Genomic DNA, 21197 nt, shown 5'->3' with positions numbered 1-21197 from the left:
AGCCATATTACTCAACCTGCAAACCCGCAAAGCAACCATTAAATGGCAGAATCCCCTCTCGCTGACCAATTCGGAGACCACAATGCTTCGCGTGTTTGAACAAAGGCTCGACCCATTTCCCCCCGACGAAGCTCCACCACCGCCTGTCGGCCTGATGCGGTTCCTGTGGGCCTGCATGCGAGGCGCCCGCGGTTATGTCCTTTTGCTTGCGCTGCTCAGTGCCAGTGTGTCGATCTACGAAGCCTGGCTGTTTTCCTTTCTTGGGCAGGTCGTGGACCTGCTCTCGACATGGCAGGCCGGTGGCGATGCGAACGGGCAGGAAAGTCGAGTGCTGTGGGGGATCGCGATTGTATTGCTCACCAGCATCGGGCTGGTGGCCCTTCGCACCATGGTGCAGCACCAGATATTGGCGATCAATCTGCCGCTACGCCTGCGCTGGGACTTCCATCGGCTGATGCTGCGTCAAAGCCTCTCATTCTTTTCCGATGAATTCTCAGGCCGGGTCACGACCAAGGTGATGCAGACGGCATTGGCCGTGCGCGAAGTCCTGTTCACCCTCATCGAAATCGCACCCGGAATCGGCGTTTACTTCATTGCGATCATCGCACTGGCCGGCGGCTTCGCCCTGAAACTCATGCTGCCTTTTATTGCCTGGGTCGCGTTGTTCGGGCTGGCCATGCTGTACTTCGTGCCTCGCCTGGGGCAAGTCGGGCAGGAACAGGCTCATGCGCGATCGTCAATGACGGGGCGTATTTCCGACGCCTACACCAATATCACCACAGTGAAACTGTTCTCCCACTCCAATCGTGAAGCGCATTTTGCGCGCGCGGCGATGGAGGATTTCAAGCAAACCGGCTTTCGCCAGATGCGCCTGGTCAGCCAGTTCGAGATCGTCAACCAGGCGTTGGTGGTGGCGTTGATCATGGCAGCAGGTGGCTATGCCCTGTGGCTATGGCACCAGGGTGAGGTCGGTGCAGGTGCCGTGGCGGCAATCACGGCCATGGCGTTGCGTATCAATGGCATGTCGCATTGGATCATGTGGCAAATGACTTCGCTGTTCGAAAACATCGGCACCGTGCAGGATGGCATGGCCACCCTGACCCGGGGCCCCAAGGTGCAGGACGCGCCGAACGCCAGCGTGCTGGTGCCCTCTGGCGGCGCGGTGACCTTTGACAAGGTGAGCTTCAACTACAACGGTGAACGCCAGGTGCTCGACGGCTTGAGCCTGAACATCCGCCCAGGCGAAAAGATCGGCCTGGTGGGTCGTTCCGGTGCAGGCAAATCGACGCTGATCAACCTGCTGCTGCGTTTCTATGACGTAGACAGCGGCGAGATTCGCATCGACGGGCAAAACATCGCCCAGGTGACCCAGGACAGCCTGCGCAGCGCCATCGGCATGGTCACTCAGGACACATCCCTGTTGCACCGCTCCATTCGCGACAACATCGCCTACGGTCGCCCGGACGCGACCGACGCGCAGATCCGCAGCGCCGCGGCCAATGCCCAGGCCGACGGTTTCATCAGCCAACTGAGCGATCGGCAAGGCCATAGCGGCTATGACACCCTGGTGGGTGAGCGTGGCATCAAGCTCTCGGGCGGCCAGCGCCAACGCATCGCCATCGCCCGGGTGATGCTCAAGAACGCTCCGATCCTGTTACTGGACGAGGCCACCAGTGCCCTGGACTCCGAAGTCGAAGTCGCCATCCAGGAAAGCCTCGATGAAATGATGCAGGGCAAGACCGTCATCGCCATCGCCCATCGACTGTCGACCATTGCGGCCATGGATCGGCTGATTGTCATGGATGAGGGACGCATCATCGAACAAGGTACCCACGCTCAACTGCTGGAAAGAAACGGCACCTACGCGCGGCTCTGGCAGCATCAGAGTGGTGGTTTTCTGGGTGAGGATCAGGGGATGGCCGAGGCGATGGATCAGGCGTGAGCGTGAACGCCTCCTGAGCAATCGCTATCCCAAACGCAGGGGAAATCCCCCCAAACATGGGTTGTGAAACCCGCTTGGTGCCTGGCGTTTTTCCTGGCGAAATGATTGCAAGGCGCACCACCAAGCGCGGCGTTGCACAGGTGTTGGGCATGTCATCCGGACAAATCATTGGCATGGATAGTGCTGCTCCTGCAGGGCTTGGATGAGTGGTTGAAGTTGCTGGAACTTCCACAGCATACCCAGGAGTACGCCCTATGCCGGCAATCGACGTATTGCATAAACGCTTTCACCGTAGAACGGCTGACGCGATTGCACCCACTCGACAATTCAATCTCCTGCGCTGGTTTTCGATCGCCAGTTTCCTGCTCATCAGCGTCATAGCGTTTGGGTTGGGTTCTTTTTCGACAAACTTCCTGGTCGCGGAAAGTCTTGAACGCGATGCCCTGATGTCGGCGCAGTTCATCCAGACCATTGCAAAAGGCGAGATACGTCATCGCGGGCTGGCGGCCATGCAGATCGAGGAAGGCCGGCCATTCGTTCAACATGAGAGGACGTCAGAAGAAACCAGGCAGAGCAGGCAGGCTGTCAGCTCCGAGCTCGTGGATTATCTATCGCGTCTGCCAAACTCGCTCCTGATCTCCATTTACTCTCCCCTTGGAACAGTCATCTGGTCCACCAACCCGAAGTTGGTTGGGCAAGTATTTTTGAATGACGAGCTGGAAGAGGCATTCAACTCCAAAGAACGTATATCCACTCGATACAGTAAGGTTGATGCAGGCCGCAGCGAGCAGAAATTCCTGCACCCGCCGAAAAAGTTCTTCATCGAGAGTTACATCCCTCTCGCCGATGGCCAGGGCAACATTCTGGCGGTGGTTGAAATTTACCGGGAGCCCTTCGACCTGATTGAACGCCTCAATCGCGGGCACTGGATAATCTGGCTGACCACGATGGGCGGCCTGCTGCTTTATTTCGCGATTTACCGGATTGCTCGACGAACCTCGGTTCAATTGGCCTCGCAAGAGGAGCAAGTCGTTGCCAACAAGACCTACGTTGGCTTGGGTGAAATGTCCACCGCCGTCGCCCACAGCCTTCGCAATCCACTGGCCTGCATCCGTTCCAGCGCAGAGTTGGCGAAAGACATGGAAGGCCAGCCTGCAAAGAAGCAGATCGAAGACATTGTCGGCCAGGTGGATCGGATGTCGCGCTGGGTGCAGGAATTACTGCTGTGCCTGGGCCCGATCCGCGGCGAGGCAGAACGGGTGGATCCGATGCCGATGCTACAGGCCACACTCGACAGTTTCAGCGCGCAACTGCGTCATGCAAAAATCCAGGTCGAGTTCAAGAATGAGCCCTCGCCCTGGATAATCAGTCATCCGCTTTTGCTTTCGCAGATTTTCAATAGCGTCATTGCCAATGCCATAGAAGCGATGCCGACAGCAGGAAAACTGACTATCCAGACGAGCGTGGATGAAGCCCGACAGTGGCTGAACCTCACCATTGGCGACACCGGGGGTGGCTCTGCACGACAACAGCAAATGATGGCCTACAAGTCTTTCTACACCACCCGACACGGCAGGCTCGGTATAGGGTTCATCATGGTCAAGCAGATCATGGAAAGCTTCGGCGGCGAAGCGAGTCTGACCATCCAGGAAAAACAGGGCACATCCGTGCACTTGAGGTTCAGGGTTCTGGACAGGAGAACGCTCTGCTGAAGCGTTGCCCCAAGCCCGTCAACGCTTGCAATGCTCGGGGACCATGACGTCTTGAGCCGCGCGCGTGGTCATCGAGGACAACTCGTTGACGTTATTGGCCGTGAAAACCTTGCCGCCAGTCAGCTGCGCCAGGCAGTTACCCGCGCCGGTGCCGAGAATGTCGATCACATTGATCTTCAAGTGGGGTTTGCTGCGGGCCAGGGCGCGTGCCACGGTACAAGGGTCGCGGCCGCAGCTTTCGACGCCATCGGAGACGACCAGCATCACCGACTCACGATTGACGCCATCGAGCATCTGCCCGGCCTTGGCGATGCCATCCGCCAGAGGCGTGCTCTTGACGGGTTGAATGGCCGCAATGCGCGACAGCAGATTGCCGCGCTGCCCCGGGGAGAAGTAACCCACGCTCGTGGCCTGTGGGCAGTCCTCGACCAGCACCAGGCCGACATTGATGTCACTGGACAGTTGCCGCACGACGGCGCTGGTGGCCTGCTTGGCTGCCGTGATGCGCTTGGGCTCACGCACCACATATTCCCGGGCCCTGGTGTCTGACGTCCCGGTCATCATCCGGGCGAACCTGTCCATCTTCTCCTCCATACCGGCTCTTTCGAGATCTTCATCGGTGGCCAGCAGGCTGATGTCCATCGACCCGGATGCATCGAAGACAATCAACAATTCCGGGGCCAGTTCCTTGGGGCGTTGATCCGGACAGAGATTCTTCGCATTGGTGATCATCTGTTCTTTGCAGTGACGCTGGAGCTGCTCGGTAACCCGGGTCTTCAGGGCCGGGTTGCTCTTGAGCAGCGGCTCCTGGGTCAACATGCCCTGCAAGGTGGCGCAGTTGCTGCCGGCCGCATCAACACGCTTGGCCAGTGCCTCGACTGGATCAGGTTTAGGCGGTGGTACTGGCTTGGGTGGCGGTGGCGGCGGTGCTGCCGGCGGCGCAGGCTTGGGCTCCGGTTGAGGCTCAGGCACCGGTTGAGGCGCAGGCTCAGGTTCAGGTTTAGCCACAGGTTCCGGTTCTGGTTCAGGCGCCGGTGGCACTTGCCTGGGCTCCTCGACTTGAGGAGGCACCACGGGCGGCGGCACCTCCACCGGCTTCTCGCGGCAGAACAGCCACCACCAGAGCGCTGCCAGGAGCGCGAGCAAAAGCAGCAGCAATAATGCCCAGAGCCACCAACGACGGGGCGGCCGCCCCTCAACCGCGGCGTTCGCCTGTGCGCCCGCACCCTCTACAGCCGCGACGGACCGCCCTGGGATGATCGCTGGCGGGGGCTGTCCACCGCCCCAGAAGGTCAGCACCGGTTGCCCGTTCAGGCTGAAGAGGTTGCTGTCGGCCGGGTAGCGAGCGGCCTGGCGCAACAGGCTTGCCTGCCGCTGGCCATCTGCGCCCTGCCCTTGGAGCTGCGTTGCCAAACGCTCCACCGCTGCAAGACGTTCACCGAGCAGGTGGCGAACCTCGGCCGCCTCCCTGGCCGGCAACTGGGCGAAAGGCAAAGGCTGCCCACCCAGGTCGCTGTACCACTCGATGACGTCCCCTTCAACCGCTTTGGGTTTGGCAAACAGGGTCGCCGTACTCGGCGGCAAGTGGCGTTTCAGAATGCCGATCAGTTCCTCGTGGCCGGCCAGTACATCGGCGGCACTCTGGTTTTGTGTGGACTGACGAGCGATTCGTTTCATGTTCGAGTGATTCCTGCCTTGGCTTCAGGGTACTCAACGCAATCCCAGGCCGCTTTCCAGATCGGCCACGTTGTCGCGCAAACGCTGCAACTCATACTGCTTCTGCATCACGGCTTTTTCGTCAGAGTCGTTGACCTTGGCCATGTCCTTTTCCAGTTGGCTGATCTGCGCCTGGACGCGCTGGTTGCCCTTGGACTTCTCGTTGAGCCTGGCGAGCAAGGCTTTCAGCGAGCGGTTCAGCTCGTCGTTGGCCCGTTGCTGCTGGCCAAGCTCGCTGCTGACGCTGGCGCGCTCTTTTTCGATGGCCGCGTAAACGTTGCGGAACAACCGATTGGCCTCCTGTTCATCAAGCAGAACCTTCTCTTTCTCGGTGACTCGCTGGGCATAGACGCCTTGCACGTTACAACCGAACTTGGTGTTGAAGCTGGCGTCTGCATTGTTCGGGTCACAATCGGCAGCAGTGACCGCGCACCCGCCCAGGCCGATCAGACCGGAAGCCAGCGTGCAACGAATGAGTGCGTGCATGGCTCGATCCTCAGCCCAATCGAATGGAGGAACGCTGCTGGGACAGCTGGTCGATTTCGTTCTGCAAGGCAGTAATCTGCTGCTGCATGTTGTTGATTTCCGCGTTCAGGGCATCCATTCGTGCACCCGAGCCATGCTGGGAAACCGCCACCTTCTGCCACTCCTGGTGCTTGGCCTGGGCATTGGCCAGTTTGTCCTTGAGGAAGGCGGTGTTGGAATCGATTTCAGCCAGCTGTTGCTGGGCTCTGCTGCGCTGCTGTTGATTGGCTGTGTTGGCCTTTTTTATCTGGGCAATCTTTTGCTTGTCGTCGTTGATCACGCTGCGGGCAGACTGCGTGAGGGCGCGCAACTCCTGGTTGTCCTTGCGTACGTCGGCGGTCATGGCATCCAGACGCTGTTCGTCATTGGCGTATCGGGTGCGAAGGTAATCCAGATAGTAATTGGCGCCCATGCCGACGCCGCACATGACAGCGGCCGAGATCAGCATGCATTGGGTCTGGTTACTCGGGTTGCCCAACATGCAACCGAGGATTCCGACCCCTGCCCCCCCCGCGCAAGCCTGCCACCCCGAGGTGCTGAAAAATTCCGCGGAGCGGCTGTTGGCTATGCGCGGATCCACCGGTGCCTGGCTATCGGAATACATCGACCCCGAGCCCTGGCAGCCCGCCAGGTTCAGGAAGCAAACCAGCAGGAGGCCTGTCAGAACGCGTTGACGAGTGGGTGCCGGGTTCATGTCTTTGCTCCTTCGGTCGGGATGGATTTGCACTTCTCGAGCCAGTGACTGCGGGCGACCTTGCCACTCTGCATGTAGCCTTGCAGGTGGTTCCAGTAGGTGTCGAGGTAAGTGCGCAGGTTGTTCTTGCCGCGCGCGGCCATTTGCTGGGCCACCACACCCACCTGCGGCTCTACCGTCGCCTGACTGTAGTTGAGGGCACCGTTGACGACCGTATCGGCGTAGTAGTTTTGCAGGAAGTCGAGCACTTTACCCTGCTCGTCGAGCCGCTTGCGACGGGCAGGACAGGTCGACTTGTCCAGGGTGCTCTGCGCTGCGCAAGTCATCTTGAAGAGCTTCTCGTTCAAGTCGAGAAGCTCTGCGTCGTCCTTCATCTTGGTGCACAGAAATGTCCCCAGTTGCAGCTCCGAACGGATCGCGTGGTCGCGCTGCTCGTCACGTGCCAGGGTGTTGGCGCGCAGATCACTGCGCAGCTGTTCCAGCTGCAACTTGAGCGCATTGTCTTCGACGCCGGCGGCGATGCTGGTGATCTCCTTGACCGGATCCTTGCTGGCCGACTGCTGCCCCTCGGAACTGGCGGTTTCAGGCCGGACACCCAGGGTTTTCCAATCGCTTTCTATCTGTTTGACCCGTTCGAGTGAAGTCAGCGTGGGGGCCACCAGGGCGAGGCGGAAACCACTGCTCTTGAAGCGACTCTGCTCACTGCCGGTATTGTTGTAATACGGCTGCTCATGGCGCATCGACGTGCGCAGATCCGCCTGGGGCGTCAGGTAGCTGCCGCCGCGCAGGATGAAGCCGCCGGCCTGGCCGTGCTGGCGGTTCAGCTTGTTCAGGTGAAAAGGTTCGAAAGTCATTTCCTCGACGTTGCCGAGCATGTCGTGCAACCCGACGGGGTTGGGCTTGAGCAGGCCACCGAGCTGGAGCTTGCCATTGGCCGATTGTGATCCGGCGAACCAGGCATAAGCGTTCAACCCCTCTGGCGTGGGAAAGCGCATGTCACGGAACTCGGCCGCCGACACGGCAATGCCGCCGCGCGCGGCAAACTCCCATTCGACTTCCGTTGGCAGACGCAGGAAGCCGGCGACGTCATCTTCCTTGGGCAGGGCCTTCGCAGCGTTCTTGCGTAACCACAGCGTGTACTTGTCGGCGAAATGGGTGGCATCGAACCAGCTCACCCCCGTCTGCGGCAGGCGCAACATGAGCGCAGGTACCGGGCAATTATCGGCCATCACGGCCTGGTACTGCAGTTGGCTCAGCTCATACTTGGCCAGCAGGTAATAACGGGTCGACTTCGCGGTATTGTCGGCGAAACTGCCGGCAATCTGGGTGGGTCGGGCCTGCTCCAGGTAGCCCCACTCGTCACTGTCCTGCCCCAGCGTGATGGAGTAGTCGTCCAGCGGCCCTTTTGCCGCCGGCACGTTGATTTTGCGAAAGACCATGGACCCGTTGCACGGCATGGGCAGGATAACGTCCTGTTCCTGCGGCATGGGGTTGAAGTACTCGGCGTCCCAGGCCGCCTGCGCGCCATGGCTGCCCAAGGCCAGCAGGCAACCCAGCGCAGCGAGCCAATAACGCTCAAATGTCGCGCAGACTTTCGGACGGTTGGATCTGTATCGCACGAAGCACTCCTATGCCCGCGACAAGCACCGCGAGCAGCAAGGCACTGACAAAAGCCAGCAGCACATGAATATTTTCCAATCGGCAGGCGAACTCATCCTTTGCCATATCGACTCCCAGCGCGTGGTTGAATACCGCGCTTCCCGCCAGGTAGGCGCCATAGCCCAGAATGAAGGCCAGGCATGTCAGCAGCGCAGCCTGGATCATCACAAAAGCGCCCACCCCTGCCCGGCGAAAGCCCAGCAGTCGCAACAACGCCAGGCCCTTGCGCTTGCGGTCGATGTTGGCCAGGAAGGCGCCGGCCAGCGACGCCGTGCACCCCATGACCGCTGTCCATGCGATGACGGAGAAGATCAGGCCCAGCACCCGGGTAATGGCCTTGACCGATTCGATTTCATGAACGCTGTTTTTGCTCTCGATATTGCGCTGCTGCAACCATTGGGCGATACCGGCGACCTCGTCCAGCCCCTTGGCATAGATCCGTGCACTGGAGTAGAACTCACGGGGCAGCGCCGGCCCGTTGCCCGTCTCCAGGCCAAACAACGGCGACAGGTCGCCATCACGAAGGCTCTCGATAGCTTCGAGCAGTTCCAGGGTGACCAGTACCCCAGGCCGCGGGAAAGCCCCTTCGGCGAGGATGCCGCTGACGTTCACTTCCAGTTGCCCGGTTTCCTCTTGGTCATGGAGCTTTCGCTGCACGAGCAGGTGAATGCGCTCGCCGGTGCCGACCCCGAGTTTGCGCGCCGCGCTGGCACTCAGCACGACCTGGTCGAAGGCCTGGGGCGCTGCCAGTTCGCCCAACAGGGGATCGCCGTTGGCGCTGGGAATCACCTCGGCGCCCGAAACGAAATGCACAGGGTCAAGGAAGAGGTCGGCCACGGTATTCAGCGAGCGGGTCAGCGGCAGGTTGAAGCCGACCCCCGGTAGCCCATTCAGTTGTTGGAACCACTGCCGATCGAGCTTGTAGTTGCCGAGCACTTGAACTTGCAGGTTGCTCGGGTCGCGGAGCAACTTGTCACGCAGTTGCGTCACTACCCCGTATTTGAGCCCGAACAGCAGCAGCAACGGCGCGATCACGGCCACGAGGGAGGCGACGATGCACAGGGAAACATTGCGGTCGTGCCACAGGTCACGCGCCGCCAGCTCCAGCAGCAGCCGCCGTCGGCCGCGTGTTTCAGGCGCTCTCATGGAACACCGTGCCAGCACAGTCGGCGTCGTTAGTCGGACGGCCGACGATGTTTCGTACGCCACAGTCGCGCACCAGGTCCCAATCGTGGGTCACCAATAACGCGGCTATCTGGAAGCGCTGGACAAGCTCGAGAATCAACTCGAACAGTTTGCGCGCCTGGATCGGGTCGAGTGCTGCCGTGGGCTCATCGGCCAGCAGCAACGCCGGTTGGTGGGCGATGGCGCGCACGAACGACACGCGCTGCCGCTCGCCTATGGACAGCTGGGCCGGCCACTTGCGCAACAAATGGCTCAATCCAAGGCGTTCAATGGCGGTCTCGACCAATTCGCTTTCGCGCGGCAGCCCAAGCATGCGCCGCGGCAGGTCGATGTTCTGCCGCACACGCAGAAACGGTAACAGCCCTCCGGTCTGGAGCACAAAGCCCAGGCGTTGGGCGCGAATGTCGGCCAGGAGACCATGGCGATCCTCGCGCAACAACCGGGCGATATCCAGCGGCTGTTCGGTGGCCAGACGATAGGTGCCGAGCCGCTCAGGGCGCAGGACCAGGCCAATCATCTCCAGCAAAGTGCTCTTGCCACTGCCGCTGGCACCCGTGATCGCTGCGATCTCGCCCCTGTGCAAGGCCAGCCGCGGCAAGCTGATCATCAGGCTGTCGGCGCCCACGCCACGCTTGATACCCAGGTCCTCGATCAGCAGCATGGTCTCGCTCCATTCAGGGCAGCGCGTCCAGCGGCACCGGGTAGACGTGCTCGCTGGGGTCGCTGCCTTCTGCCAGTGACACCCAGCGATCAACATCCGCGTTATAGCGCTGGTAGAGTTTGAGTTTGGTGTTCAGGCGCCGGATGAGTTCCTGTTGCTGCGTACCGGTCATGCGCTTCCACTCATCTTCATCCAGGCTCAGCACCTCGCTCGGATAGGGCACCCCGTCCAGGTATTCCCCCATCAGGCCCAGCTGGCCGAGCGTTGGCGAATCGCCCTTGGCCAATTGGTTGGGGTCACGCCCCATGGTCGCGGCCACTGAACGCAAGCGGTCGAACATATCGGCCGGCGAGATCAGCCCCTCGTTGGCCGCATCGGCAATACGGCGGACCACGTCACTCAAATCGCTGAGCTGGGCCTTGGTCAGCAGGACGCGAACCTCCGTGGTCGGCACCTGCTGCTCAAGGAGATCGCGATCACTGATCCAGGCCTGGAATACCGGAGGCACGCTTGCCCCCGTTTTCTCGCCCAGGTAGGCCAGGCGCATGGCATGTCCCAGCAATGCGGCGTCGGCCAGCATGCTGTCATCGGCTGGCTGGCCCGCGACCGCCTTGGTGGGCGCCGGCGTTGCCTTGCCGTAATCGGCATCCGCGCCCAGGGCACTGCCGGCGGCCATGTCGCCACGGTAGGCGGCCTTGACCTGATCGGTGATAGCACTCGCCAGGTCGTCGATCCTGGCACCGAAATGGCTGACATCGCCGGCGTCGACGGGGTAGTAGAGGGGTTTATTGAGGTAGGGGTTGAGTGCCAGATCAGTGTATTGGGCCTGGGCGGAGTCGTGATTCTTGACCCCACTCGGGGTTTTCAGGTGCAGCGTGTAAATGGCCACCCCTCTATGTTTGGCTTCCAGGCGCACCTGGTCGGCGTCGAGCCCGGTGCCCGATAACTCGTCGCCCCCGGAAAGCGCCCCCGCGTCGCTGATAAGGACGATATAGCGGGCGCCGAACTCGTTCCAGGCGACCTGGTCCAGGGCCTGCATCACACCTGCATAGGCATCTTCGTCGAACCGGCTGCTGGAAACCCTGGCCGGTTTCAACGCCGCGACCCTGCCGAGAAAATCGCTGCCGCCCTTCACGGTTGAAGGGTCGACATACATTTTGCTGACATACTCAAGGCCCGGCACCGCCTTGATACTGGAGCGGTAGGCAACCAGGCCGAACTTGACTCGATCGAGCAGTTGCTCCTGTTCAACGCGTTGGTAGATCTTCGTCACCGCTTCCCGGGTGCGATCGATGTAAGGGCCCATCGATTTGGTCGAGTCGATGACAAAGACCACTGCGGCAGAAAAGCCTTTGAGCATATTGGCTTCGTTCTTCGCGTCGGGCTTCTCGGCATCTTGTGCTTTTGCCGGAGCACTGACCGAGGCGATGTTCAGCACCCGTAGCCTGTAGCCCTTCTTCGTCATGACTTCCTGCGCCTCGATCACCGGCAACAGATAGAAGTTTTTCGCCGGATCGACGTAGTAGTCAGGCTCGCGGGCGATCACCTTGGGATCGCGTCCCGAGCTTTTCATGTTGGCGCGAATGGGCTTGAGCAATGCGCTCGCGTCCGCCGCGGTAACCATCTGATCGAGGGTTTTGCGCTCGCGAAAAAACAGCAGGGGTTCTCGATCGGCCGGGTTGGTCAGGACCAGGGTCATCTGCATCTTCCATTCGACCGAACAGGCCTTGTCGATCCAGCCGATACTCTTGCCGAGGCTGTCGGGGCCGACCCGCAGCCATTGCTTGTCACGCTGATAAACGTAGAACCGGGTAAAGGTGGGGACAGCCTTCCCCGTGCTCGCGCCGGTGCTCTCGCGCAGCTGGCAACCGGGCGTGGTCAGCACGCGCTGGTAGAGCGTTTTCTTGCCTTCCTGCAGAAGGGGTTTTTCCTCGGCGGCCAACGGGGTGGCGAAAGCGCCCATCAGCAGCAACCCAAGCCAGGCCAACCCATGCAGGCACGTACTCGTTCTGGTGTGTTCCATCATTTTTTTCGCAACTCTTCCAGACGCTGTTTGACTTCGAGGTTCTTACCATCCCTGGACTCCACGATCTCGTACCAGTAGGCCGCGGTTTCCGCGTCGGCTTCCTTGATGCAACCGCCGGGGGTGAATGTTTTCGGATCGAGCTCGCGCGCATAAGCCAACGCGACGTCGGCATCGCCGGCCTGGCCCTGATAGGCATACAACCGCGTGGCCAATTCACAGCGGCCGGCTTCTTTGGCGCGGGCAATGACCTCCAGCACTTGTTCACTGCTCGGTTTGGTTTTCAGGCAGGCCTGGATGAACGCCATGTCATCGCTGCTTTGCTTGAGGACCTCACTACTGCACTGGGCCAGATGTTCTGGAGCCTGCGTCGCAGTGAAAGGCCAATAGAAGTACCCGACCAATACGGCCGCAAACACTCCGCAAGCAGCAAGCACTGCCCATGGCCACCAACGCCTGGGTGGCGTGCGCTCTTCGCGCGGTTCGTCCCGTAGCGCAATAATCTCTTCCGGCTCTTGAACCTCCTCGAGCGGAACCTTCTCGGGCGCGTGAATGACAGGCTTGTCCCGACCCTCCCCACCTTGAGGGTTTCCAGCGGCGAGCGAAGAAAGGATGGTTCCGGAGATACGCAGTACGCCCTTGTCGCTGACGACACCATCACGCAACTGCACCTCGTAGGTCATCCGGTGATCAAGCAACAAGGGATCGACCAGCCAGGGCCCTACTTCACCGGTCAGCGTATCCTTGGCAAACGCCAGCCCCTGGAGGGCATGCCAGACAGGGGTACTGCTCCACGTCCCATCGGAGTCAAGGTAACGACCATCCTGGCTGCGCCGGACAGTGACCTCCAAAGCGGTCTCGCCGCCCTTCCAGCCAGGCACGCTCAACTCGCCCCGGCCGGGTTGTCCGCTGGCTGCGGCCTTGAGCGTGATGATCATGGCTAGACCGCCCGGGCCGCTGCGAAGGTCGCGATGATCCGCCCCAGTGACTCGTTCTGCTGCGGCGTGATCTCCCTCCCTGCGCTATGACCGGCGTTGTCCGTAGCGATGGTGGCCAGTGCCACCAGCCAATCACCCACATAGCCGCGGGTATGCTCCAACGGTTGGGGCAGCAACTTCGGCAACTGGCCCGCAGCGATTCTCTCGGGCGGCTGGAACAGTTTCGCCCCCGGGTTCGCGCGGCTCTGCGGTCGTTGTTCCAGTTCCATATCGATAAAGCCCAGCCAACCGATGAAGTCCGCCAGGATCATTTTTGCCGTCAGCACCTGACGACTGACCAGCTGTTCGCGCTTGCTGCCCACCTGTTCGGTGCGCACGATGGCTTGCAGCAGACGCTGCTGCAGGTTGAGGCGAGTCGCACCCGTAATGATTTCATCCACCAGGGCTTCGATCGCAGGCTTGGCCAATCCCAGGTAGGTCATCAGGCGCACGTCCTCGGGAATGTGGCGCAGATGACCGATCCACTCACGCAAGACCGCCTGGGCGAAACGCGAGTCGCTGCCACTGGAGCGCACAACCGTGTCAGCCGGTGCCGCCGGCACTTGCGGTTCATCGAAGAGGTCGAAGCCATCGTCGCCGCCCAGGTCGGCGCCCAGTTTTACCGCGCTGCCAACACCCTCGGCGGCGGGTACGCCGGGATCCTCCTCACCCGCCCGCAGGTACAGGCCACGCAGTTTGTCATCCGCCAGTTGCATGCGCTGGAGCAGCTCGCCCAGAAGTGCCCGACGCGGCCATATAGCCTCGGAAATCTGTTTGGCGATGCCACGTTTTTTCTCCAGCTCACCCGCGCCTTCAGCCTGGTACCAGCGCCCCAGGCGCGTCTCCAGCTGGTGCAGTACGTCGTCCATTTGCTCGCGGATGCGCACCAGCTTCGTTTCGCGCAACGCTACCAGTCGCAGGTAGGCGCTGATGCGCCCAATGCCTCCATCGTTCAAGGCCAGCATGGCATCCCAGGCGACGCCGGCATCACGCACATGCTGACGCACCGTCTGATCTTCACTGAAGGTTTGCCGCATCAATTTCAAGTGATCATCCAACGCACCGTTGATGCCGACTTCCTGCCCGTCCTTCAGGTCAAGAAAGGCCACTTTCATCCGCGGCTTGCGCACCAGAAAGGTATTGTCGAACGCATTCCCGGCCGCCCACTCCTGAAGCCAGGCGTACTGGCCAAAGCGCTCCAGCATGGTCATTTTCATCATGCCGCCACTGCCCCAGCCAATGCGCAGCAGATCCTCGCCTGTGTCCAGGTCATTGGCGATGCGTATATCAAACATGGTGATGGCCCAGAGCAGACCGTTCTTGCGCCGGGCACGCTCTTGCGGTGTTGCACCCTGGGTCTTGTCGATCCATCTGCTGAGCACCGGACCGACGCTGGTGACATCCGACTGTTTGTTTGAGGGCGTGCATACGACCAGCACGTTCATTTCCTGGCTGTCCGTATAACGCTCGAACAGATAGGCCACCTTGCCACGCAAAATCAATTGGGCTACCGGGCTGGCTTTATCACGGCCCAATGCGCGTCGCACATCGTCGAGGGATTCAATGTTGAGGCGACCGCGATAGCCGGGGAAATCGAGCAGGTCGACCTCCTCGAACAACGGCTCGCTGGTGGGCTCGGCCAGCGGGAAAACCAACTCTGCAGTCAGTGTCGCCAGTTGCGCCAATGACAGTTCGACTTCTGCGTGCAACACGCCATCGCGCCATGGGCGAACTTTGATTCGCAAGTCGGTGGGTGTACCAAGGCGCTCCAGCATGTCCACATTCATGATGCTGTCGGCCTGGGACAACCCGCCTTGCGCTGTAGGGCGCACCAAGGCTTCAGCGGGCGCATAGACCCGATCCGGGTTGCCCAGACTGGCTAACGCCCGGGCGAACTCCAGGTAAGCCGCACTCAACTCGGCCAGCTCACCCCAGAAAATCGCGAACAACCTGACGCGATCCTCGACTCGCAGATAGGGTGCAAGCTCCACCGCCACGGGCCAGTAGTAGCCATTGAGTACGGCGAGGGAGCCAGGAAAACTGCTATGCAGATAGTCCCACAACGAGACGACGTCGTCCTCGCTCATACCAGGCACCACCCGCTCCTGGCGTCGCTTGCCCAACTCCTTGAGCAACTGCAATACGGCCGTTTCGTTGATGCGGTACTGCACCTTTTCCGTGTCGAAATCATTGAAGTAAGCGTTGGCCAGGACCTTGGCCAGCTCGACCTCGGCGAACAGCTTGAGCTCCAGCGGGAAGTCGTCCGGGCCCGGTTTGGCCGTGCGACTGAAGCGGGTCACCAGCCCCGTCGCTTCCTTGCCGGAGCCGGGTGGGTTGACATGGGTGAGGAAGTCCAGCCGTTGGCCGCCCAGGTCGGTCTCCAGCATGCCATTGGTACCCGCAGCCAGGGTCGAGATCAGGTAGGACTTGCCCGCTTGCGACAGGCCAAAAAAACCCACCGTCATGGGGCGCTCAGAGGCCGCGCCCAGGCTCGTTGCGCTGTTGCGTATCCGGCGCAGGCTCAGGATCAGGTCGTCGGCCTCGTTGTCCAGCCTCGGGGCACTACGGCGTACTTCGCTGATCCAGTTGATCGCGTCACCGGCGCCGGCGTGGATTGCAGCCCAATCCCGGGCCAGGTGTTGGGGTGAGATACGAGTGGTCATTTGCGGTACACACTCCCACTGTCGAGCCAATATTGGGATTCGCCCAACCCCGCATCCGACAGGGTATTGAGCTTCAAGCGCAGGTGACTGCGACTGATCGCGCCCTGGGTCGACTCGGCGCCGACGAACTCGAAACTCTCGCTGCCTTCGGCCGGGTTACGTGACCGGGTGATGCCCAGGCGCACTTTGAGCACCAGCCCCTTGGCAGCCACGTCCTCGCGCAAACGTGGGTTATCGATGCTGAGTATGTACAGCGGCGCAGCCGACCAGCGTTCACTGTCGAGCTGGCGAAAGCCCAGGCGCATGGTGCCGCGCATGTCAAAGGCGGTATCGGGGAGACTGTAGTCCGGGTCGTCCAGGTTGATCCCGGACAAATAGATGTTGCTGTCCTTGATGACGTTGTTGTTGTCGATCAACCCCAGGTACTTGAGCGTCGAGTACGGTTTGAAGGCCGCCGCCCGGAAAAAGAAATTAGGCAGCCGCATGCCGCGACTCAACAGGCAGAGCATGGCGCCCACCGCCGCGGTGGTCTTGGGATCGTCGATACAGTCCTGTTTGTTGAACGGATACCAGCCACCGGTTCGGTACTGGTTCAACGGCAGGATGCGGCCCGGCGGCAGCGGCAGCAGCTTGCGAAACAGCGCCTGGATGCCTGGCAATCGCGACGGACGTCCCGTCAGCAGGAGAACATCGCAAGGGTAGCTATAGACGATTTCGCAGAGTGCCTGGATGCTCTTGCCGATGTTCATCCGGTCGCCGATGAAAGCTTCATGAATACGCCTCAAGCTGACATTGAGCGGGATTTGCAGCAGGTCGAAGCCCCCCGCCCCGTTACCCAGCTGCCGGCGCACCGCCGCACTGAAATAATCCAGCACATCCGCGGTGGGCTGCTCGTTGCCAAGCAGCTCGCCGAACGTAGCGCTGACCAGACTGCTCGGCTCCAGCGGGTCGTACGTTTCATAGGCCTTGAGCAGACAAAGGCCGATGGGGCTGAACACTTGCAGGGTCAACTGCTGGCGCAAGACGGCTTCCTGTACGGTCAGCGGTTCACTGCCGATCAGCTTGGAAAGGAGCGGTTCGGGCTTCTCGACCCCGGCCTTGAGCAAGGCGTCGTTCACCGCAGGCAGCACGAACAGGCGGATCACATCCAGCAGGATGTCGTCGCCCGCGATCTTGAAGCCATCGCGAAAACACTGTTCGGGCTTGATGTAGACGTTGTCGCCTTTACCGTCGTCGAGGCTGTAGTCGGTGATCACCAGGTCCGTGGTACCGCCGCCAATGTCGATCGAGGCGATGGTCAAACGGCTCTTGTCGGCCTTGTCGGGCCGCGACATCGTGGCGAAGAACTCCTCGGGGCGACCGGCGAAATTGTTTTGCGTCTCATTGAACAGGTAGACCACCTGGCCGCAGGTGGCCTCATCCCACTGGACGTGCACCTCGGGTAGCCAGGGCCATGCCGTTTCACGGCTCTTCGGGTCCTTGATGTTGATCGACTCGTCCTCGGGATGCCAGCCGAGGCTTTTCCAGACCAGGCCGATGGCCTGCTCCATGCATTTCGAGAATATCTCCCGCTCGGGCTTGGGCATCGACGGCGGGATGGTGAGGATGATCGAGCGCAGGTGACGCGGCACCCTGGAGTGGCTCATGCGCGAACGCTGCGAAGGGCTGTTGATCTGCATCAGCGCCTGCCCCAGCACCTCCGACAGCATGAAGGTCATCAACGAGCTGCGTGAATAGTGTGGATGGAAGACCGGCATGCGATCTTCGACGGGCAGGTTATAGAGCGCCTGGCCGATCTCGTTGATGAGCCCGGCCACGGGCGCGGCAGTCGCATGGGGCTCGGTCTCGGTCTTGACGAAGGCGCAGTTGAAGCGCCAGCCCGGCTCGTAGAGGTCTTGATCCCACAGGTAACGCTTGGGACTGGACAAGCCTGTCGAACCCTCGGTGCCCCGTCGGCGGCTGGCCAAGCGACCCGCCTCGCGGCCGACACGCACAATGGAGGGCCAGCGAAAGGCTTCGCTGCGACCGCTCTGGACCGAGAAATGATCCTTGCCGAAAACCGCTTGAGAGAATTCTACGCGACTCTCGAACGGCTCTGGATAGACCTGTTCCGGCTGGGTCAGGTCGCGCAATTCAAGCTCGTAGCGTTTGCTCAGGCCGTCGCTCTCCTGGGGGTGATCCTCGATCAGGATGCCGCATGTCCGTGAATTGCCCACGTCCAGCACCATGTCCACGGGAATGGCCTTTTGCATGTCGCTGTCACGGTTGGACACCACCTTGATCTCGGGTACTCGCAGCAGGGTCCCCAGCAGATGCAGGAGGTTGAGGTAGTGCGCCTGGTGGTAGAACTCGCGGCACTGCTCTTCGATGTCATCCATTTGCATGCGAATCGGCGGGTTCTGCGCCTGTTCGGTAAATACCTCGCGCAACCAGCCGTCGACCCAGCGAAGGTCGAGGAACCATCCCATCTCGTCAGCCCGATGGGCCAAGGCGAACGTGGCCCCCACCTTGACGTCACTCTGAGTCGGCGCCAGGTAGGTGGTATCGCTGCGACTGACCAGGACGCTGGTATCGAAAGCAAAGCAGATACGGTGGGTGTTGCCGTCCTGATCAGGGTCCTTGAGTTCGACGATACGCACCCGTGCCCAGTTCGAAGGGCCGTCGTCAAACCGGCGCGGTGGACTGAAGCGCAAGAACGGCAGCGGCAGCCAGTTGCCCTTGAGCAATCGCAACGATTGATCGATGGCGACACTGTAATCAGGACTGACCGCGCGCCCGGGAAGCGCCGGGTGAAAGTAGCTGTCGCTGCGCTCGTCCAGCAGCAGGCGAGCCATCGGGCCATTCTCGCTCTGACGGGCGAACTCGCCAGGCATTTCATGACGCAGGTCGAGCTTGAGCGCGAAATCCAGGAACTGGATGCCGCTTCCCATGATCAGGGTGATTCTTTCTTCATAATCGGTCGTGTCTGGAAACATAGTGCTGTTCTTCCGCGCTATTGGCTGCCCTGTTTCATCGACATCGGGAACTGCTGGCTCCCGTAGTTACCTGTGCATTGCGCCACCGTTTTCGCCCCCGGCGCACACTTGACGTCGGGCATCGTGTAACTGCTGCCATCCTTGCAAGTGGCCACGCCCTGGTTATTGATCGCCAGGTTGCCACCCTTCATCGAGGCCTGGGCCTTGCCAACGCATTCGACGCCATTACTGGTGCGCACCCGTACTTCGCCGGCGCCATTCTTGAAGTCGTACTCCAACTGTAGCGGGCGCCCGGTACTGGCATCCTGGATACCGGCACCGGCCTTCCAGGTGCCATTGAGAAAATCGGTCGAACCGTTGGCTTGTGCCCCGGCTGGGATGGCCAAGGGTGCGGCATCGGCCCCGTTCTTCTGGCCCGCCTGCTGCGGTGCCGACGGTACGGATTCTGGCTGGGCCGGAGTTGGGGTTTGCTCGGGTGGCGAGGCAGTCGAATCGGCAGGGAGTACCGGTGAGCCGGGAACCTGCGGCGCCAACGGATCACTCGCCGGTAACCCGGCATCGGCAGGAAGCGTTTTGTCGACGTCGGCGGCGGTGTTTTCCGCCGCTCTCCCCGCTCCTCCTTGCACGCCATTGACGCCGACGGTACCCACAGTCCCGGTCGCCGCGCCCTGCACGACATGAGTTTCAATCGGCAGGGGTTGAACCTGTGGCGGCGGCAATCCAGGCAAGTCGACTTGAGAAAGGTTCAAGGGCAACTGTACTGACGGAAAACAGGAGCGCATCAGGAACAGCAGTGCCAACAGCAGAAGCACAGGCAGCAACAGCCAGAGCCAGCGCCACCAAGGTTTTGTTACACCCTTGCTGTCGATCGGCACTTCATGCTTGGGCGTTTCCATACCAGGATCGCGAACCAAGGTCGGAGCGGGCCGCAAGCCGGACAAAGGATCCCGCTCACGGTTGCCCTCTGGATCAGTGAAGCCCCAGAACGTCACCACGGGCCGGCCATCGACCAGATAGACATGATCGTTAGCGGGGAAATGCACGGTTTTTTCCAACAACCGTCCAAAGACCTGATTCTCCCGGCTCTGCGACGCTGCACGCATCAACTCACTGGCTGAACGCAGTTGAGCGTGCAAACGCTCCAAACGGGAATAGGCCGAGTCCCGCTCTTCACTGACCGCAGCAGACCAGGGCACCACATCACCCTCGAAAGGCGCATACCAGTCGATGCGATCGCCGCTTTCATTTTTCTGCGGAATGGCCAGGCAGTCGGCGGCCTCACGCCCGATTTTCAACCGGATGGCTTCACGCAACTGCAAGGCAGCGCTATGCACCGGCTGACCTTCGACCCCCAACACGTTGAATTCTTGCAGACTACCGGAACGAAGCAGTGCGCCGTGCATGTGCGGTATACCTTTTCAAGCGGGCTGTAAAATCGCCGACACTCTCAGGCGTTGTATACGTATACAGGTCTGCGCAAAATCGAGGCTGATCGACGTGCAAAGCCAACATGACAGGACAGAGAATCAATCCAGCCTTGTGTGACTCAACCCCCCAGGAAATCATTTCGCGCTGGTTGATAGCATTCGTCCGCCCCTGAAAAGTAACCCCGTTCTCAGACTGGCGCCGACATCCACGTTCACTATCAGACATGAGCGTAGACCAAAGTGCTCGCCCTTGCGCATGTCCCTGTCAGGACGCCAGGCGGCTGTTTCCGACCACCATCCCCCCTGAAAGCCCCCGTCTCGCGGCGCCTCCCGCCGGTATGCCCCCCCCTGCAGCCATCGTCTACGCTTGCCAGATCATGGGTGTTCAGGAGCGATCATGAGCAACTTCCCTATCGTTGCCACGGTACTCTCGATGATATTGGGGCTGTCCGTGACGCGCCTGCTTCTGGGGGCGTTGACGGTGTTCCGCATCCGTCGTGTGGCCGAGCCTGATTGGGTCGCGTTGGTCTGGGCGGCAATGCTTTTCGCCACACAACTGGATTTCTGGTGGGCCGTCAACGCGCTGCCCGAGATAAAAGGGACATTCTCGTTTCTTGAGTTTCTATTGCTCGTTTTGTTGGCGTTATCGCTTTTTGTATCTGCCGCATTATTGCTGCCAAGCCGAAGCGAGGACGAGCAACAGGGTCTTCGTGTCTACTTTGAACAGGATGGCCGCTACGCCCTCCTGTCACTGTCGACTTATCTTTTCCTCGGGCTCGTCGTGAACGTCGTTTTATTCCGGGCATCGCCGATAGCAATTTGGGGCGCCCTGGATGTCATCATGATCGTGCTTCCTGTCTGCGCGTTTTATGCAAAATCGCGCAAAGCGTATTCGATAATCACCCTGATTTATGTGCCCATTACCGCGGTTGACTTTGCGATATCACTTTCAGCCTGAACTGTGCGAGCCTGCTGACGATGGCGGTGTGTTGGCTGTGCCGGCCTCATCGCTGGCAAGCCAGCTCCTACAGGTTTATT

At 60.7% G+C, this 21197-nt stretch carries 14 protein-coding genes; 3 read left to right on the top strand and 11 right to left on the bottom strand.

Features of this window, described 5'->3' with window-relative positions; translation table 11 throughout:
• Nucleotides 1-82 precede the first annotated feature (82 nt).
• Nucleotides 83-1942, top strand: coding sequence for an ABC transporter ATP-binding protein (locus tag NPS56_RS18180; RefSeq protein WP_274075885.1), 1860 nt, complete (start codon nt 83-85; stop codon nt 1940-1942).
• 254 nt (nt 1943-2196) lie between these two features.
• Nucleotides 2197-3654: a sensor histidine kinase gene (locus NPS56_RS18175; RefSeq protein WP_274075884.1), complete on the top strand. Its 1458-nt coding sequence runs from the start codon at nt 2197-2199 to the stop codon at nt 3652-3654.
• A gap of 18 nt (nt 3655-3672) precedes the next feature.
• Here the strand turns inward: NPS56_RS18175 and NPS56_RS18170 are convergent, their stop codons facing one another.
• Genes NPS56_RS18170 through NPS56_RS18120 form a run of 11 tightly spaced genes read right to left on the bottom strand, consistent with a single transcriptional unit; the run spans nt 3673 to nt 20135 of the window.
• Nucleotides 3673-5331, bottom strand: a complete 1659-nt coding sequence (locus NPS56_RS18170) for a VWA domain-containing protein (RefSeq protein ID WP_274075883.1) — start codon at nt 5329-5331, stop codon at nt 3673-3675.
• A 33-nt stretch (nt 5332-5364) separates the two neighbouring features.
• Nucleotides 5365-5856, bottom strand: a complete 492-nt coding sequence (locus NPS56_RS18165) for a hypothetical protein (protein ID WP_274075882.1) — start codon at nt 5854-5856, stop codon at nt 5365-5367.
• Nucleotides 5857-5866: 10 nt separating this feature from the next.
• Complete coding sequence (locus NPS56_RS18160) at nt 5867-6589, bottom strand: hypothetical protein (RefSeq protein ID WP_274075881.1); 723 nt, start codon at nt 6587-6589, stop codon at nt 5867-5869.
• The gene (locus tag NPS56_RS18155) at nt 6586-8208 is read right to left on the bottom strand and encodes a formylglycine-generating enzyme family protein (protein WP_425313635.1); all 1623 of its coding nucleotides are present in this window, start codon (nt 8206-8208) and stop codon (nt 6586-6588) included. Before NPS56_RS18155 ends, NPS56_RS18160 begins: the two co-directional genes overlap by 4 nt.
• Nucleotides 8165-9394 (bottom strand): ABC transporter permease, encoded by a 1230-nt coding sequence (locus NPS56_RS18150; protein ID WP_274075880.1) that lies wholly within the window; start codon nt 9392-9394, stop codon nt 8165-8167. The genes NPS56_RS18155 and NPS56_RS18150 overlap by 44 nt, the downstream gene beginning before the upstream one ends.
• Complete coding sequence (locus tag NPS56_RS18145; protein ID WP_274075879.1) at nt 9381-10094, bottom strand: ABC transporter ATP-binding protein; 714 nt, start codon at nt 10092-10094, stop codon at nt 9381-9383. The genes NPS56_RS18150 and NPS56_RS18145 overlap by 14 nt, the downstream gene beginning before the upstream one ends.
• Nucleotides 10095-10107: 13 nt before the next feature.
• Entirely contained in the window at nt 10108-12057 is a 1950-nt protein-coding gene (locus NPS56_RS18140; RefSeq protein WP_274076000.1) for a vWA domain-containing protein, read from the bottom strand.
• Between the two features lie 59 nt (nt 12058-12116).
• Entirely contained in the window at nt 12117-13055 is a 939-nt protein-coding gene (locus NPS56_RS18135; protein WP_274075878.1) for a hypothetical protein, read from the bottom strand.
• Nucleotides 13056-13057: 2 nt separating this feature from the next.
• On the bottom strand, nt 13058-15757 hold the full coding sequence (locus tag NPS56_RS18130; protein WP_274075877.1) for a putative virulence factor: 2700 nt from the start codon (nt 15755-15757) through the stop codon (nt 13058-13060).
• On the bottom strand, nt 15754-18732 hold the full coding sequence (locus NPS56_RS18125; protein ID WP_274075876.1) for a virulence factor SrfB: 2979 nt from the start codon (nt 18730-18732) through the stop codon (nt 15754-15756). The genes NPS56_RS18130 and NPS56_RS18125 overlap by 4 nt, the downstream gene beginning before the upstream one ends.
• 17 nt (nt 18733-18749) lie before the next feature.
• Nucleotides 18750-20135, bottom strand: a complete 1386-nt coding sequence (locus NPS56_RS18120; RefSeq protein WP_274075875.1) for an SrfA family protein — start codon at nt 20133-20135, stop codon at nt 18750-18752.
• A gap of 421 nt (nt 20136-20556) precedes the next feature.
• Here NPS56_RS18120 and NPS56_RS18115 point away from each other — a divergent pair, with 421 nt between their 5' ends.
• Complete coding sequence (locus NPS56_RS18115; RefSeq protein ID WP_274075874.1) at nt 20557-21117, top strand: hypothetical protein; 561 nt, start codon at nt 20557-20559, stop codon at nt 21115-21117.
• The last annotated feature ends 80 nt before the right edge of the window (nt 21118-21197 follow it).

The organism is Pseudomonas putida (assembly GCF_028682635.1).
GTDB lineage: Bacteria > Pseudomonadota > Gammaproteobacteria > Pseudomonadales > Pseudomonadaceae > Aquipseudomonas > Aquipseudomonas putida_AE.
Note: the sequence above shows the minus strand (reverse complement) of the source record. Positions and strands in the feature narration are given on the sequence as shown.